General features: G+C 63.2%; 13 protein-coding genes. 5 read left to right on the top strand and 8 right to left on the bottom strand.

All coding sequences use genetic code 11. The annotated features are described in order from the left end of the window. Positions 1 to 13 precede the first annotated feature (13 nt). The 3 genes from ABID59_RS05970 to ABID59_RS05960 all read right to left on the bottom strand — a co-directional run bounded on the left by ABID59_RS05970 (position 14) and on the right by ABID59_RS05960 (position 2,115). On the bottom strand, positions 14 to 1,234 hold the full coding sequence (locus ABID59_RS05970) for an LL-diaminopimelate aminotransferase (RefSeq protein WP_148748826.1): 1,221 nt from the start codon (positions 1,232 to 1,234) through the stop codon (positions 14 to 16). Positions 1,235 to 1,492: 258 nt separating this feature from the next. Beyond that, the gene (locus ABID59_RS05965) at positions 1,493 to 1,768 is read right to left on the bottom strand and encodes a hypothetical protein (RefSeq protein WP_354082752.1); all 276 of its coding nucleotides are present in this window, start codon (positions 1,766 to 1,768) and stop codon (positions 1,493 to 1,495) included. A 41-nt stretch (positions 1,769 to 1,809) separates the two neighbouring features. Continuing rightward, a complete protein-coding gene (locus ABID59_RS05960) occupies positions 1,810 to 2,115 on the bottom strand; it encodes a hypothetical protein (protein ID WP_187434585.1) in 306 nt (101 codons plus the stop codon). Here ABID59_RS05960 and ABID59_RS05955 point away from each other — a divergent pair. From ABID59_RS05955 to ABID59_RS05945, 3 genes are all read left to right on the top strand, one after another. After that, on the top strand, positions 2,021 to 3,841 hold the full coding sequence (locus tag ABID59_RS05955) for a PHA/PHB synthase family protein (protein WP_354082751.1): 1,821 nt from the start codon (positions 2,021 to 2,023) through the stop codon (positions 3,839 to 3,841). The two genes, ABID59_RS05960 and ABID59_RS05955, sit on opposite strands and share 95 nt — an antisense overlap. A gap of 58 nt (positions 3,842 to 3,899) precedes the next feature. After that, positions 3,900 to 4,298: an MAPEG family protein gene (locus ABID59_RS05950; RefSeq protein ID WP_354082750.1), complete on the top strand. Its 399-nt coding sequence runs from the start codon at positions 3,900 to 3,902 to the stop codon at positions 4,296 to 4,298. Positions 4,299 to 4,572: 274 nt separating this feature from the next. Continuing rightward, positions 4,573 to 5,349, top strand: a complete 777-nt coding sequence (locus ABID59_RS05945; RefSeq protein WP_148748822.1) for an outer membrane protein — start codon at positions 4,573 to 4,575, stop codon at positions 5,347 to 5,349. 128 nt (positions 5,350 to 5,477) lie between these two features. Here the strand turns inward: ABID59_RS05945 and argC are convergent, their stop codons facing one another. The 5 genes from argC to ABID59_RS05920 form a co-directional block, all read right to left on the bottom strand. Further along, positions 5,478 to 6,476 carry an N-acetyl-gamma-glutamyl-phosphate reductase gene (gene argC, locus ABID59_RS05940; RefSeq protein ID WP_354082749.1) on the bottom strand — a complete coding sequence of 333 codons (999 nt, stop codon included), beginning with the start codon at positions 6,474 to 6,476 and terminating at the stop codon, positions 5,478 to 5,480. Continuing rightward, positions 6,473 to 7,138 (bottom strand): FMN-binding negative transcriptional regulator, encoded by a 666-nt coding sequence (locus tag ABID59_RS05935; RefSeq protein WP_354082748.1) that lies wholly within the window; start codon positions 7,136 to 7,138, stop codon positions 6,473 to 6,475. Before ABID59_RS05935 ends, argC begins: the two co-directional genes overlap by 4 nt. Positions 7,139 to 7,395: 257 nt before the next feature. Then, a complete protein-coding gene (locus ABID59_RS05930) occupies positions 7,396 to 9,993 on the bottom strand; it encodes a DUF3857 domain-containing protein (RefSeq protein ID WP_354082747.1) in 2,598 nt (865 codons plus the stop codon). A gap of 182 nt (positions 9,994 to 10,175) precedes the next feature. Beyond that, entirely contained in the window at positions 10,176 to 10,706 is a 531-nt protein-coding gene (locus ABID59_RS05925; protein ID WP_148748819.1) for a DedA family protein, read from the bottom strand. A gap of 111 nt (positions 10,707 to 10,817) precedes the next feature. Beyond that, positions 10,818 to 10,973: a hypothetical protein gene (locus ABID59_RS05920; RefSeq protein WP_354033508.1), complete on the bottom strand. Its 156-nt coding sequence runs from the start codon at positions 10,971 to 10,973 to the stop codon at positions 10,818 to 10,820. A 5-nt stretch (positions 10,974 to 10,978) separates the two neighbouring features. Between ABID59_RS05920 and parE the strand changes: the two genes are divergently transcribed. Together parE and ABID59_RS05910 are read left to right on the top strand one after the other, a co-directional pair. Continuing rightward, entirely contained in the window at positions 10,979 to 13,027 is a 2,049-nt protein-coding gene (parE, locus tag ABID59_RS05915) for a DNA topoisomerase IV subunit B (protein WP_354033507.1), read from the top strand. A gap of 383 nt (positions 13,028 to 13,410) precedes the next feature. Beyond that, entirely contained in the window at positions 13,411 to 14,196 is a 786-nt protein-coding gene (locus tag ABID59_RS05910; RefSeq protein WP_148748817.1) for an outer membrane protein, read from the top strand. The last annotated feature ends 273 nt before the right edge of the window (positions 14,197 to 14,469 follow it).

Below are 14,469 nucleotides of genomic sequence, written 5' to 3'. Positions count from 1 at the left end.
CTGCAGAAGAGAATTAGCGCCGATTGGCGAGCGGAACGACGTTGTGCAACGTTTCGATGCCGCTTTCAAGGAAGCGGCGCACGCCGCGCGCGGCCTGCCTGATCCGTTGCTCGTTTTCCACCATGGCGATACGGACATATCCTTCACCATGCTCGCCGAAGCCGACACCGGGCGAGACCGCGACGCCGGATTTCTCCACCATCAGGGTCGCAAACTGCATGCTGCCGACGCTGCGGAACGCTTCCGGCAACGGCACCCAGGCGAACATCGAGGCCTCCGGCGGCGGAATCTCCCAGCCGGCGCGGCCGAACGATTCCACCAGCGCGTCGCGGCGCTTGCGATAAGTGTCGCGCATCTCCTTGATGCAATCGTCCGGGCCGTTCAGCGCGGCGGTCGCCGCGACCTGCACCGGCGTGAACGCGCCGTAATCGAGATAGGATTTGACGCGGGCGAGCGCCGCAATCACGCGCTCATTGCCGACCGCAAAGCCCATGCGCCAGCCGGCCATCGAATAGGTCTTCGACATCGAGGTGAACTCGACGGTGACGTCGATGGCGCCGGGCACCTGGAGCACGGAAGGCGGCGGGTTGCTCTCGTCGAAATAGACCTCGGCATAGGCGAGATCGGACAGGATCAGGATCTCGTGCTTTTTCGCGAAGGCGACGAGGTCCTTGTAGAAATCGAGGCTCGCGACATAGGCGGTCGGGTTCGAGGGATAGCAGACCACGAGCGCGAGCGGCTTCGGGATCGAATGCACGATCGCTCGCTCCACTGCCTCGAAGAATTGCGGCGTCGGCTCCGACGGCACCGAGCGGATCACGCCGCCCGCCATCAAGAAGCCGAAGGCATGAATCGGGTAGCTCGGGTTCGGGCAGAGGATGACGTCGCCCGGCGCGGTGATCGCCTGAGCCACGTTGGCAAAGCCCTCCTTCGAGCCCAGCGTCGCCACCACCTGGGTATCAGGATCGAGCTTCACGCCGAAGCGGCGGGCGTAGTAGCCGGCCTGGGCCCGGCGCAGGCCGGGGATGCCGCGGGAAGCCGAATAGCGGTCGGTGCGCGGCTTGCCCAGGGTCTCCTTGAGCTTCTCCAGCACGTGTGGCGGGGCCGGCAGATCCGGGTTGCCCATGCCGAGATCGATGATGTCGGCGCCGGCATTCCGCGCGGCCGCCTTGGCCCGGTTGACCTGTTCGAACACGTAAGGCGGAAGGCGGCGGATGCGGTAAAACTCGTCCATGGCTCTCTGGGCTCCGGGCAACCGCTCAGGATAGAATCGATGGGCGATGACCACCCCTCGAGGAGATCTCGCCCTGCACACAAAAATCGCTTAAAATCAAATGCTTGGAGCGATTTTCGGTGACGAGGACTGAACTCCTTCGCCCTGACTCTCGGCTGAATTGAAGTCTTTTTAGCACGGAGTGGCGGGGGCGCCAGCGATTACCTTGTGCCCCGCGATGGCGTCCCGTGCCTGATTGGCGGTCCTTACTTGGCGGTCTTACTTGGCGTCCTTGGCGGCGACGGCCTGGCGGTCGCGGGCGGCCGCAAGCTCGGCCTCGATCTTGGCGCGCTGGTCGGGCGGGATGACCGCCTGATCACGATCCGGCGGCAGATCGTGCACCGGCAGATAGGCACCGGGCTCCCTCGGATGAGCCGGCGTGTCGGCGGCCGACATGTCCGCGAGCTGGCTCGAACAGCCGCCCAGCGCAAGCGCCGTCGTCAGCAGCGCGCAGCATGCAAGCCGCGACTTTTGCAGGTCCCAAAACGCAAACACCTGGGAATTCCCCTACTCGTCCCATGCGAGGCTGCGGGAGCTTAACCCAACAACCTGCCCAAGCCCAAACCATTGCTGCCCACAAATGGTACGAGCGAGAAATCATCCAAGGCCCACACCGCGAGAGGTGCACTGCGATTGTGACAAAAGCAAGAAGCCTTGTCGCAGTGCAGCACATCTTCGCGCGTGTTTGACGCGAAACCAGCGAGCTTCGCGGTGACGAATACGGAATGAATCGTTACTGTTGCCTTCATGAATAGTGCCACGACCGATACGCCCAAAGCTGGGACAAAATCTGAAACGAAGTTCGATGCGGAAACCTTCGCGATGAATGTCGCGCGGGCCATGGAAAGCGGCGGCAAGGCGCTCGCCGCGTATCTCAAGCCGCGCGAAACCGGCGAGGTGCAGGACCGTCCGCCGGCCGAGATCGCCGAGGTCGTCAAGACGTTCACGTCGGTCGCGGAATACTGGCTGTCGGACCAGTCGCGTGCGTCCGACCTCCAGACCAAGCTCGCCAAGGACTATCTCGATCTCTGGGGTTCGGCGGCACGGCGGATGGCCGGCCAGGAGGCCCAACCCGCGATTGCGCCCTCGCCGCGCGACAAGCGCTTTGCCGATCCGGAATGGAAGTCGAACCAGTTCTTCGATTTCATGATGCAGCTCTATCTGCTCACGACCAAATGGGCGCAGGAGCTCGTGCGCGATGCCGAGGGGCTCGATCCGCAGACCCGGCGCAAGGCCGAGTTCTACATGCAGCAGCTCACCAACGCGATCTCGCCGTCGAACTTCGTGCTGACCAATCCGGAGGTGCTGCGCCAAACGGTTGCCAGCAGCGGCGAGAACCTCGCGCGCGGCCTGACGATGCTGGCGGAGGACATCGCCGCCGGCAAGGGCATGCTGAAGATCCGCCAGTCCGATCCCGACAACCTCGTCGTCGGCGTCAACATGGCGACGACACCGGGCAAGGTGATCTACCAGAACGAGATGATGCAGCTGATCCAGTATTCTCCGACCACGGAGAAGGTGCTGCGTACGCCGCTGCTGATCATCCCGCCCTGGATCAACAAGTTCTACATTCTCGATCTCAAGCCCGAGAAATCCTACATCAAGTGGTGCGTCGATCAGGGCATCACCGTGTTCGTGATCTCATGGGTCAATCCCGACAAGAAGCTCGGTGCCAAGAGCTGGGAAGACTACATGAAGGAAGGCCCGCTCACGGCGATGGACGTGATCGAGCGGGTCACCGGCGAGTTGAAGGTCCACGCCGCCGGCTATTGCGTGGGCGGCACCATGCTCGCGACCACGCTGGCCTGGCTCGCCGAGAAGCGGCGCCAGCGCGTGACCTCGGCGACGTTCTTTGCCGCCCAGGTCGACTTCACCCATGCCGGCGATCTCCTCGTGTTTGTCGACGAGGACCAGATCGCGGCGCTCGAGCAGGACATGAAGGCGTCCGGCGTGCTCGAAGGCTCCAAGATGGCGATGGCCTTCAACATGCTGCGCTCCAACGACCTGATCTGGTCCTATGTGGTCAGCAACTATCTCAAAGGCCAGCAACCGAGCGCGTTCGACCTGCTGCACTGGAATTCCGACGCGACGCGGATGACCCAGGCGAACCATTCCTATTACTTGCGCAACTGCTATCTGGAGAACCGGCTGTCGACCGGCACCATGGTGCTCGACAACACGCTGCTCGACCTCTCCACGGTCAAGGTGCCCGTCTACAACCTCGCCACGCGCGAGGACCACATCGCGCCGGCGGAATCGGTGCTGTACGGCTCGCAGTTCTTCGGCGGCCCCGTGAAATACGTACTGTCCGGCTCCGGCCACATCGCAGGCGTCGTCAATCCGCCAGCCTCGAACAAGTATCAGTACTGGACCAACGACAACATCAAGGACGTCAACGTCGCCCAGTGGATGAAGGGGGCGGTGGAGCACAAGGGCTCGTGGTGGCCGGACTGGCGCGAATGGCTGGGCGGGCTCGATCCGGAGGAAGTGCCTGCGCGCGGCGTCGGAAGCGAAGCGCTGCCGCCGATCGAGGACGCCCCGGGCAGCTATGTCAGGGTTCGCGCATAGCGCAACGGCGCGCACTTTCGTATAAGCTCACGACATCGATTTTGAAGGGGACCGGGTTATGACGCGTGAATTGTTCTGGCTGACCTGCACGGTGATCCTGACCGGGATCCTCTGGATTCCCTACACCATCAACCGCTGCCAGATTCGCGGGCTCAGCGGCGCGATGGCCAACCCCTCGCGCGGCGACAAGCCGCAGTCGGAGTGGGCGAACCGCCTGATGTTCGCGCACGACAACGCGGTCGAGAACCTCGTGCTGTTCGCCCCGCTGGTGCTGATCCTGAACGCGATCGACTATTCCTCGAAATGGACGGTGCTCGCCTGCGTCGTCTATTTCTGGTCCCGCGTCGCGCATCTGATCGTCTATGCGCTCGGCATTCCGGTATTCCGCACCCTCGCCTTCACCGTCGGCTTCCTCGCGCAGGCCGTGCTGGCGCTGGCGATCTTCAAGGTGGTTTGAGACCAACGTCCCGACCACGTGGCAACGCGTAGCGATGCATAGCGAATCCAGCCGGGATTTTCTCCAAAATTTGCAATGTAGCTTCGTCCACGGCGACACTCGTGTCGGCAGGCTGCCGACAAACTGCCTACTCCCAAGGCAGCCACGTGGGAACCGCAGGTGTTGCCGAGAGACGACACTTCCAGAGAATCAGCATCGCTCCGGTTTGCACATACAAGTTGTCGCCCATCCCCATGTATATTTGCGCATCGCAATTGATAGATTCGGGGAAGACATGAATTTGAAGGTTGTATCCGCGCTCGGCGCGCTCGCGCTCGCCGCCGTCGCGACCCAGGCCAACGCCGCCGATCTCGCCGCTCGCCCCTACACCAAGGCACCGCCGATGATCGCCGCGGTCTATGATTGGAGCGGCTTCTACATCGGCGCCAACGGCGGCTATGGCACGTCGCGGAATTGCTGGGACGGGACTGCCGGTTTCCCGGCCGGCATCGCCGAAGGCTGCCATGATGCGACCGGCGCCGTCGCCGGTGGCCAGATCGGCTATCGCTGGCAGAGCAGCGCCTTGGTGTTCGGTCTTGAGGCTCAGGGCGACTGGGCCGACCTCTCGGGCCGGAATGCCAGCACGGTGTTCGGCGTCGCGAACCGCACCCATATCGACGCCTTCGGACTGTTCACCGGCCAGGTCGGCTACGCCTGGAATAATGCGCTGCTTTATGTGAAGGGCGGCGCCGCGGTCACCAGCAATCAATACCGCGGGATCGGTACGGGCGGACTGGCCGGCGCCGAGTTCGATCGCGCGAACGACACCCGCTGGGGCGGTACGGTCGGCGTCGGCTTCGAATATGGCTTTGCCCAGAACTGGTCGGTCGGCCTCGAATACGACCACCTGTTCATGGGCCGGCACGACGTCACCCTCACGGCCAATGGCGTGCTGGCGCCGGCGGTGCCTGCCGGTGCGTTCTCGCGCACTGATAGCATCCGTCAGGATGTCGACCTGATCACCGCGCGCATCAACTACCGGTTCGGTGGCCCGGTCGTCGCGAAGTATTGAGGCTTGGTGTCCCGGACGCGCGAAGCGCGAGCCGGGACCCAGAAAGCAGACCAAGCAAGAAGATGGGCCCCGGCTCGGCAGCGCATCACTGAAGAAGTGCTGCGCTGCGTCCGGGGCACGGCCGTGACTTACACGTCCGCCATGCCGAGCATCAGCCGCATGTTCTGCACGGCTGCGCCCGAGGCGCCCTTGCCGAGATTGTCCAGCCGCGCGACCAGCACCGCCTGATGGTACTTGTCGCTGGCGAAGACGTATAGCTCGAGCATGTTGGTCTCGTTGAGCGCTTCCGGCTCGAGCCGGCCGCCCTTCGACGCCTCATTCTGGAGCGGCATCGCCGAGACGTATCTTGAGCCCGCGTAGCGTTTGGCGAGCGTGGCCTGAAGGTCGGCGCCGCTCGGCTTGCCCGGCAGCGCGTCGAGCTGGAGCGGGATCGAGACCAGCATGCCCTGCCGGTAATTGCCGACCGAGGGAATGAAGATCGGCCGCCGCGTCAGGTTCGAATAGAGCTGCAGCTCCGGCAGATGCTTGTGCTCGAAGCCGAGGCCATAGAGCTCGAACGACGGCGCGCTGCCGTCTTCGAAGCTCGCGATCATCGACTTGCCGCCGCCGGAATAGCCACTCACCGCGTTGACGCTGATGGGATAATCGGGCGGCAACAGGCCGGCATCGACGATCGGCCGCAGCAGCGCAATGCCGCCGGTCGGATAGCAGCCGGGATTGGAGACCTTCTTCGCGGCCTTGATCTTGCCGGCCTGATCCGGTGCCAGCTCCGGAAAACCGTAGGCCCAGTCCGGCGCGATCCGGTAGGCGGTCGAGGCATCCAGCACCTTCGGCCCCGCAGCGCCCATGCTATCGATCAGCGCCACCGTCTCCTTGGCGGCATCATCAGGCAGGCAGAGGATGACGAGATCCACCTCCTCCATCAGCGCCTTCTTGGCCGCCGGATCCTTGCGCTTGTCGTCGGCGATGGTCTTCACCACGACGTCATTCTGGAGCTTGAGCCGCTCATTGATGCCGAGGCCGGTGGTGCCGGAGCCGCCGTCGACGAAGACGGTGGCGGGCTTGCTGGCGGCACCCGACTTCGGGGCGTCCTTGGTGTCAACGAGGCTGGTTTCAGAAAGGCTCATGGCACGCTCCTTTCGAGCTTGTTCGTGTCGTCTGCAAAAGCTTGCGGCCTTGCCTGCCGCATCAACTGTGAAATCTGCTTCGCGTCGGCATCGCCCTCGCCGAGCGCAGTCGCGATCGCCGCAAAGTCGGCGTCCGATTTGTGCTGGTTGAGCTTGAAGCTGCCTTCGACCTCTTCAACCGTCATGACCAGACCCACGATCGCCTTCTTCAACGTCTCGAACCGGCCTGCCGTCATCTTCGCCGAATTCCACGGCGTCTTCGGCAACAGCCAGCTCTCGAACTTGTCGCTCAGCGTATCGATCTGCACCGCCAGCTCATCGTCCGACAACAGCCGCACCGGGCCGCTCAGATGCACCGACTGGTAGAGCCAGGTCGGCACCTGATCCGGCGAGACGTACCAGTCGGGCGATACATAGGCATCGGGGCCATTGATCGCGAGCAGCCAGGACGTTGCGCCGTCCGCAAGCTTTACCAGCGGATTGTGACGTGCAGCATGAAAGGCGGCCTGCGGCGTGCCGTCGGCGGCGTAGGTCAAATAGAACGGCAGCGGCGAGGCGACCGGCTTGTGGCCGTCGAAGGCGCACATGGTACCGAAGCCGCGGTCGCCTGCGAATTTCAGGCTTGCGGCGCGATCCGGCTTGAAAAAGGGTGGCGTGTACATCGTGGTCTCCTGCTGGGCCTCCTTGGGGGCCGCCGGATCAGATCGCGCTGACAGGAGAGAGAATGCCGCGGATCGGGTCCAGCGGCAAAGACGATGATCTCAAACGCGATCGACCGCCCAAACCGCTAAACAGCGGCGGCGGCGACGGGCGAACAGGATGGTCGCGGCGTTGATCATGGCGCGGGGCTATAAGGCCAAACCGGCCTGGCGTCAAGGATTTGGAGCTGTCATTCCGCCCCGCCGCAGCCTTTGGGTCGCTACCACCTAGCCAGGCCGAGATGACTGAAGAGTGTCCCCCAGAAGGAACCTCCGCGTGTCAGCTCATATAGATGAGCGCCTGCTTGCTCGTTTCCACGAGCCGATGCCTTGCTGTACCAATTGATTGCCTGCTGGGTGTCCTTCGGCACACCCGTGCCACTCTCATAGGCCCACCCCAAATTGTATTGAGCCCAGCCGTCGTTCTGATCGGCGGCCTTGCGCAGCAGGGAAATGCCTTTGGCAAGGTCTTGTGGCACACCTTCGCCCTTGATGTGCAAGAGGCCGAGACCCGTCTGCGCGTACGTCGAGCCCTGCTCAGCCGCCTTCGAAAACAGATCGAAAGCGAGGGCAAAGTCCTGGGGAACGCCTCGTCCGTCCCTGTACATGGCGGCAAGGCGGGTCTGGCTGTAGGCATTGCCCTGATCCGCGGCCTTGCCGTACCACTCGGCCGCCTGCTTTTCGTCGCGAGCCGTCCCTGCGCCCGTCTCGTAGAGGTAGGCAAGTTGCTCCTGACTGTAGGCATCGCCCTGTTCGGCAGAGAGACGAAACCACTTGATCGCCTCCGCGCGATTGCGCTTCGTTCCATTTCCGTCCCGGTACATCGCGCCCAAATAGGACTGCGCACGTGCATTGCCGATTTCGGCCAGCGGCTTCAATCTCTCCATCGCGCGTTGGAAATCGTGAGCAAGATATGCGTTCGCACCGTCGGTGAAGTCTGCACTGACTTCGACAACCGAGGCTGCTCCCTTCGGGGTCAGGCCGATCAGCCCGTACTTGAACTCGTCGAGCTTATCGAACCCCTTCTCGATAGCCGGACCAAACTCCGCCGGGCAGACCGGTGCGTCGAGCGTCAGGCGAAGAAGCGCATTGGAGCGGATAGTTCGGCCATCGACAGCGATGGTGCCATTCACCTCGATCCGGCCGTGGATTTCAGCGTTGCCCGTTCTGCCTTCGAACGTCGCCGAATAGGCGATCGGTGCCGGTTTCTCGTAGAAGAATGTGTTTTCGGGAACCGTGAGTGAAGCGACCTCGCGGTATTCCATCGGTCGGCAAACAAAAGGCCGTCCATTCGTCTGGCGCGCAACCAACCGCAGGAGCGATTGTCTTGGATCGGTCAGAGGCAACATCCTGATGCGCGCGGGCCGGTCGAGATCGACAGGTTTGCTGATCTGGAACGTTGATGTGATCGCGTAGTCGTCTGTCAGTTCGCGCGGATTTGGATAGGTGTAATCGCCGGTGCCGGTCAGACCGGCCTGCTCGATCAGCTTTCTGGCGGCCATACGCCGGTCTTCATCATCCAATCCCTGCGCGAGCGTGCGTCCTATTTGCGCGCCAACGCCAGTGCCAGACAGGATCGAGCGGACTTCGCGTTTCCCATCATTGCCGAGGACGTAGTCCGTTTCCGCAGCCATCCGGAAGCGCTCCGGACCAGCCATGGGAATGCGGCTCAAAGTGCCCTTGTCGATGTTGAGAACCGGCTTGCCCGCGAGGTTCGGCGGCAGGGAGCCGAAAGCGAACAGCGGCGCGGTCGGATCGAGATATTGGTCGATCTCCGGGACATAAGCGATCGCGTGGTCGAAATTCGGCGTGGCAATTTCGGTGAGCGTGTATCTTGCGTCGGCGTTCACCGCGACCAGATTGGCTTCGATGCCCTGGGCGGCAAGCAGCGCCTTGAACAACGTCGCGTGCGCCTTGCAATCGCCGTAGCGCGAGGCCAGCACAGCCGAGGCAGGCTGCGACGTCCAGCCGCCGTCCTCGAGTCCAATCCCGACGTAGCGGATGTTTCGAGCCACCCAATTGTAGAGGCGCTCGACCTTCGCGCGCGTGCCGACGGCGTCGCCGGCAATCTCCCGCGACAGTCGCGTCACCCTGTCGTCCGGTCGCGCCATCGGTGCGTTGCGTGCGTTCAGCATCGCCGCGAAAGCGGAATAGTCGGCAAACGTGCTGACCTCGAAACGCTCGGCAAATGCGAGCGTCTCGTCGTCGATCTGGCGGGGTCTGGGCGCGTCTTGCTGGAAGCGCACGTGATGGACGATCCGATCGTTCACCCTCTCTTCACGGTGCTCGACATTGCGCAACGCGACCCGCAAAGGCCTGGATGCCGGTCCATCAACGGTCACCTCGAGCAATTCGGGAGGCTGGCTCGCCGGCTCGCTCCAGGAGCGCGCAAACTCACCCGGAAATCTCGGCTGCTTCGCCTTGTAGACCAGACGCCCGCGGATGCTGTCGCCGGGAGCAACATGGGGATAGGCGATGATTCTGTTCCGAACCTCGTCGAAATAGGGCGACGAGGAATCTGTCGACGCCGGTTGATCGCGGATGGCGCGCTCGTCGACCTCGACCACGGTGCCATCGGCCTTGAGAGTGGCAAGCGCCATCGAGGACAAATCGTCAAAATAGCTGTTGTACTGAAAACTCTGCTGCGCGATCGCCTCGGCGCCCTTCTCGTCGAGCGCCTTGATTTCGAACTCAAAGACCTCCGTGCTCAGCCCCTTCTCGTCGAATGTCACGGCGTAGCGCGCCACCGTTCGCCGCCAGCCCGGATCGACCCAGCCGGGCCGATCAGCGGCGGATGATTCAGCGGCATACGATTTCATGCATGGCGACGCGAGGAGCAACGCCACCAGGAAAGCTGAACAAACGCGTACGATCATATGCTGAGCGCTCGGCCGTTAAGTCGGCAACTCAACTAGCAGGCGAAAATTACCAGCCGCACTCTCGAAAAGAACGACTTTTAAATTTCTTCCGCCCTGCGGGCGTCAACCTGTCCCGGTCTCGCTCAGATCACGCGCCAGAGCCATTCCATGATCGTCGCGATCACATCGCCGAACAGCAGGAGCGCCGCCGACCAGACCAGCGCGGAGGCGAAATTGGCGGCCTGAAAGCTCCAGTAAGGCATCTCGAAAATGCCGGCCGCGAGCGGCACGGAGGCGCGCAAAGGTCCGAAGAAGCGGCCGATGAAGATGCTGGGCACGCCCCAGCTCCGCACGAACGCCTCGCCCCTGGGCAGGATTTCCGGATAGCGCGAGAGCGGCCACATCTGCGCGACCTGCTCCTTGTAGCGGTAGCCGAACCAGTAGGAGACCCAGTCGCCGAGGGCAGCACCGATCGCGCCGGCAATCCAGATTGGATAGAAGCTGATGCCGCTCGCCCCGATCAGCGCGCCGATGGCGACCAGCGCCCCCCAGGCCGGGATCAACAGCGAGATGAAGGCCAGCGATTCCCCGAACGCCAGCAGGAACACGATCGGCGCAGCCCAAGCCTGATGGAGGCGCACGAAATCGGCCAGTGCGTGCGCGTACTGCTCCATTCCAGAATAGCCTTCCCGCCCCGCCTTGAGGTGCTGCTGGTGAAAAGCACTGGTAAGCCAGGGACTTGTGTGACATCAAGTCACAAAGCCGGCTCCGGCCGGACCGAAGCCTCAAATTGCCGGGATTTGGTTAGCTTGCGGCGTAAATTCGCCGGCATTAGCTCCCACCCACAGCGCCCGGCCAGCGCTGCGATAACCTTTCGAAGCCAGAAGTGGCATAGTCGGGCCAACCGATTCGCCGCCTTCGCGGCCATCAAAACGCATCAAGATATATGTCCAAGCAGTTGAAAACAAAAGCCAAAGACGACCTATTCGACGGCAATGAGCCGAAGGGGCGCACAGCCGCCGCGAAGGCAGCGCCGCGCGGAACCGGCGGCGAGGCCGATTACACGGCCGCCGACATCGAGGTGCTCGAAGGCCTGGAGCCGGTGCGGCGCCGGCCCGGCATGTATATCGGCGGCACCGACGAGAAGGCACTGCATCACCTCTTCGCCGAAGTCATCGACAACTCGATGGACGAGGCACTGGCCGGACACGCGACCTTCATCGGCGTCGAGCTCTCCGCGGACGGCTTCCTCACCGTCACCGACAACGGCCGCGGCATCCCGATCGATCCGCATCCGAAGTTTCCGAAGAAGTCGGCGCTTGAAGTCATCATGTGCACGCTGCATTCGGGCGGCAAGTTCGACAGCAAGGTCTACGAGACCTCCGGCGGTCTGCACGGCGTCGGCATCTCCGTGGTGAACGCCCTCTCCTCGCTGCTCGAGGTCGAGGTCGCGCGCGGCCAGAAGCTGCATCGCATGACGTTCGAGCGCGGCCATCCCAAGGGCAAGCTCGAGGATCTCGGCAAGGTCAACAACCGCCGCGGCACGCGCGTGCGGTTCAAGCCCGACGCCGACATCTTCGGCGCCAAGGCCGCGTTCAAGCCGCAGCGCCTGTTCAAGATGACGCGCTCGAAGGCCTATCTGTTCGGCGGAGTCGAGATCCGCTGGAACTGCGCGCCCGAGCTGCTCAAGGGCGTCGAGGATGTTCCGCCGGAAGCGACCTTCCACTTCCCCGGCGGCCTGAAGGACTATCTGGCGGCGGCGATCCACGCCGACACGCTGGTGCATCCCGACATCTTCTCTGGCAAGTCGGGCCGCAACGGCGCGCATGGCGCCTGCGAATGGGCCGTGGCCTGGACCGCGGATGCCGACGGCTTCCTCTCCTCCTACACCAACACCGTACCGACGCCCGATGGCGGCACGCACGAATCCGGCCTGCGCAGCGCGCTGTTGCGCGGCCTGAAGGATCACGCCGAACGCGTCGGTCAGGGCAAGCGCGCCTCGTCCATCACCTCGGAAGACGTGATGGTGGGCGCCGCCGTGATGCTGTCCGTGTTCGTGCGCGAGCCTGAATTCCAGGGCCAGACCAAGGATCGTCTCGCCACCGCCGAAGCGCAGCGCATCGTCGAGCAGGCGATGAAGGATCCGTTCGACCATTGGCTGTCGGGCAATCCGAACATGGCCAACCGGCTGCTCGATTTCGTGATCGACCGCGCCGAGGAGCGGCTGCGTCGGCGGCAAGAGAAAGAGACCGCGCGGAAAACCGCAGGCAAGAAGCTGCGCCTGCCCGGCAAGCTCGCCGACTGCAGCGATGCGGGCTTGGACGGCTCGGAACTCTTCATCGTCGAGGGCGACTCGGCCGGCGGCAGTGCCAAGCAGGCGCGCGACCGCAAGACCCAGGCCGTGCTGCCGCTGCGCGGCAAGATCCTCAACGTCGCCTCCGCCGGCAAGGACAAGCTGACGGCGAACACCCAACTCGCCGACCTGGTGCAGGCGATCGGCTGCGGCATGCTCGCGCAGTATCGTGAAGAGGATTTGCGCTATCAGCGCATCATCATCATGACCGACGCCGACGTCGACGGCGCCCACATCGCATCGCTGCTGATCACGTTCTTCTACCGGCAGATGCCGCGGCTGATCGACGAGGGGCATCTCTTCCTCGCAGTGCCGCCGCTCTACAAGCTGACGCATGGATCGAAGTCGGTCTACGCACGCGACGACGCGCACAAGGAAGCGCTGATCAAAAGCGAATTCAATGCCAACGCCAAGGTCGAGGTGAACCGCTTCAAAGGCCTCGGCGAGATGATGCCGGCGCAGCTCAAGGAGACCACCATGGATCCTGCCAAGCGGACCATGCTGAAAGTCGTCTTGCTCGCCGACGATCGCGACACCACGGCGGATTCCGTCGAACGCCTGATGGGCACCAAGGCCGAAGCGCGCTTCGCCTTCATCTCCGACAAGGCCGAGTTCGCGAGCGAAGAGCTGCTCGACGTCTGATGCGGCGATTCCCGCTGAAAAGCCCCGGCCCGTGGCCGGGGTTTTTCAATTGGGATGGCGAAAGCGCGACTCGGCCAACGACTCACAGCGGCCGGTCGGCAAGCCAAGGCTGAGGCAGGATCGCCTCCGTTTCGGACAAAGGCGAATTCCTAACAGAACCCTACCCGGGCAGGCGATGCGGAGACCGGCGTAATACATTGAAATTACGTCGCTTTTTGGGGACTTATTGACGGCACCTCAAAACCCGGATGGCGGGCGTTTTCCGGCGACTGTGCCTGCCCTGCAACAGCATTTCGGCGAGAACCGTCTATAGTCCGGGCATCAGATCACACGGACTTCAGAGCGCTCGCGCCTGCTACGGACCTAAGGTTGGGGATTTAATCATGAAGAAGATTGTACTCGCGCTGACCGCGGTTGCGGCGATGACCGGTTCGGCTTCGGCGGCTGACCTTGCGGCCCGTCCCTACGTGAAGGCTCCGATGGCGGCTCCGGTTGCCAACTGGACCGGCTTCTACATCTTCGGCGGTGGCGGCGGCGGTCTCTCGAACTCCGACCAGTCCGTCCAGTCGACCGTCGGCGCGGTTCCGCTGACCATCACCCAGCGTCAGGGTGGTTCGGGCTGGTTCGGCACCGTCGGTCTCGGCTACGACTGGCAGTTCAGCGGCACCTGGGTCGCCGGCGTGTTCGCTGACGGTCAATTCGGCAGCATCCGCTCCACCGTGCAGGATCCGATCCTCGGCTACACCGGCAACCAGAAGCTGGAAGACTCCTGGGCCGCCGGCGTCCGCCTCGGCTGGCTGGTCGCTCCGAACGTTCTCTCCTATGTCAACGGCGGTTATTCGGGCGCTCACTTCGGCAGCACGAGCTTCACCAATCTGGGTGGCGTTCCCGCCGGTGTCCATCTCGCCGGCTACAACCGCAACGGCTTCTTCGTCGGCGGCGGCGTCGAGAACAGCCTGAACATCTTCGGCATCTCCTCGCCCGGCTGGTTCATGAAGACGGAGTACCGTTCGGCCTTCTACAACGCCAAGACCCGGGATGAGCTCTCCGACGTCACCAACCTGCCGACCGGCGTCAACAGCATCCGCGCCAACAGCTGGAACCAGACGATCTCGACCTCGCTGGTCTACCGCTTCAACTGGACCGGCCCGGTCGTCGCCAAGTACTGAGCTGAAAAGTACTGATCTGATCCGAATTCAACTTCAGACGCTAAAGCCCCGGCATTGCCGGGGCTTTTTCGTGTTCGGAGGCCTGAGCGATTGATGCTCGCCTTCAACGAGCTGCTCGCGCCGGCGATGCCCGAGGTGGTCTCGGCGAACATGCGTTCTCGCGCGGCCTTGCATCCCTGCCCATTGTATCCGAACAGAAGCTACGGCTAGTCTGGCCGCAAGCTCTCGCGAAGTGCGGCCGTCCTTTTGTTCCGCAGGCCACGACAGAATCAG

The organism is Bradyrhizobium sp. S3.3.6 (assembly GCF_040546905.1).
Classification (GTDB): domain Bacteria; phylum Pseudomonadota; class Alphaproteobacteria; order Rhizobiales; family Xanthobacteraceae; genus Bradyrhizobium; species Bradyrhizobium cytisi.
This window is presented reverse-complemented; position numbering and strand designations above follow the sequence as displayed.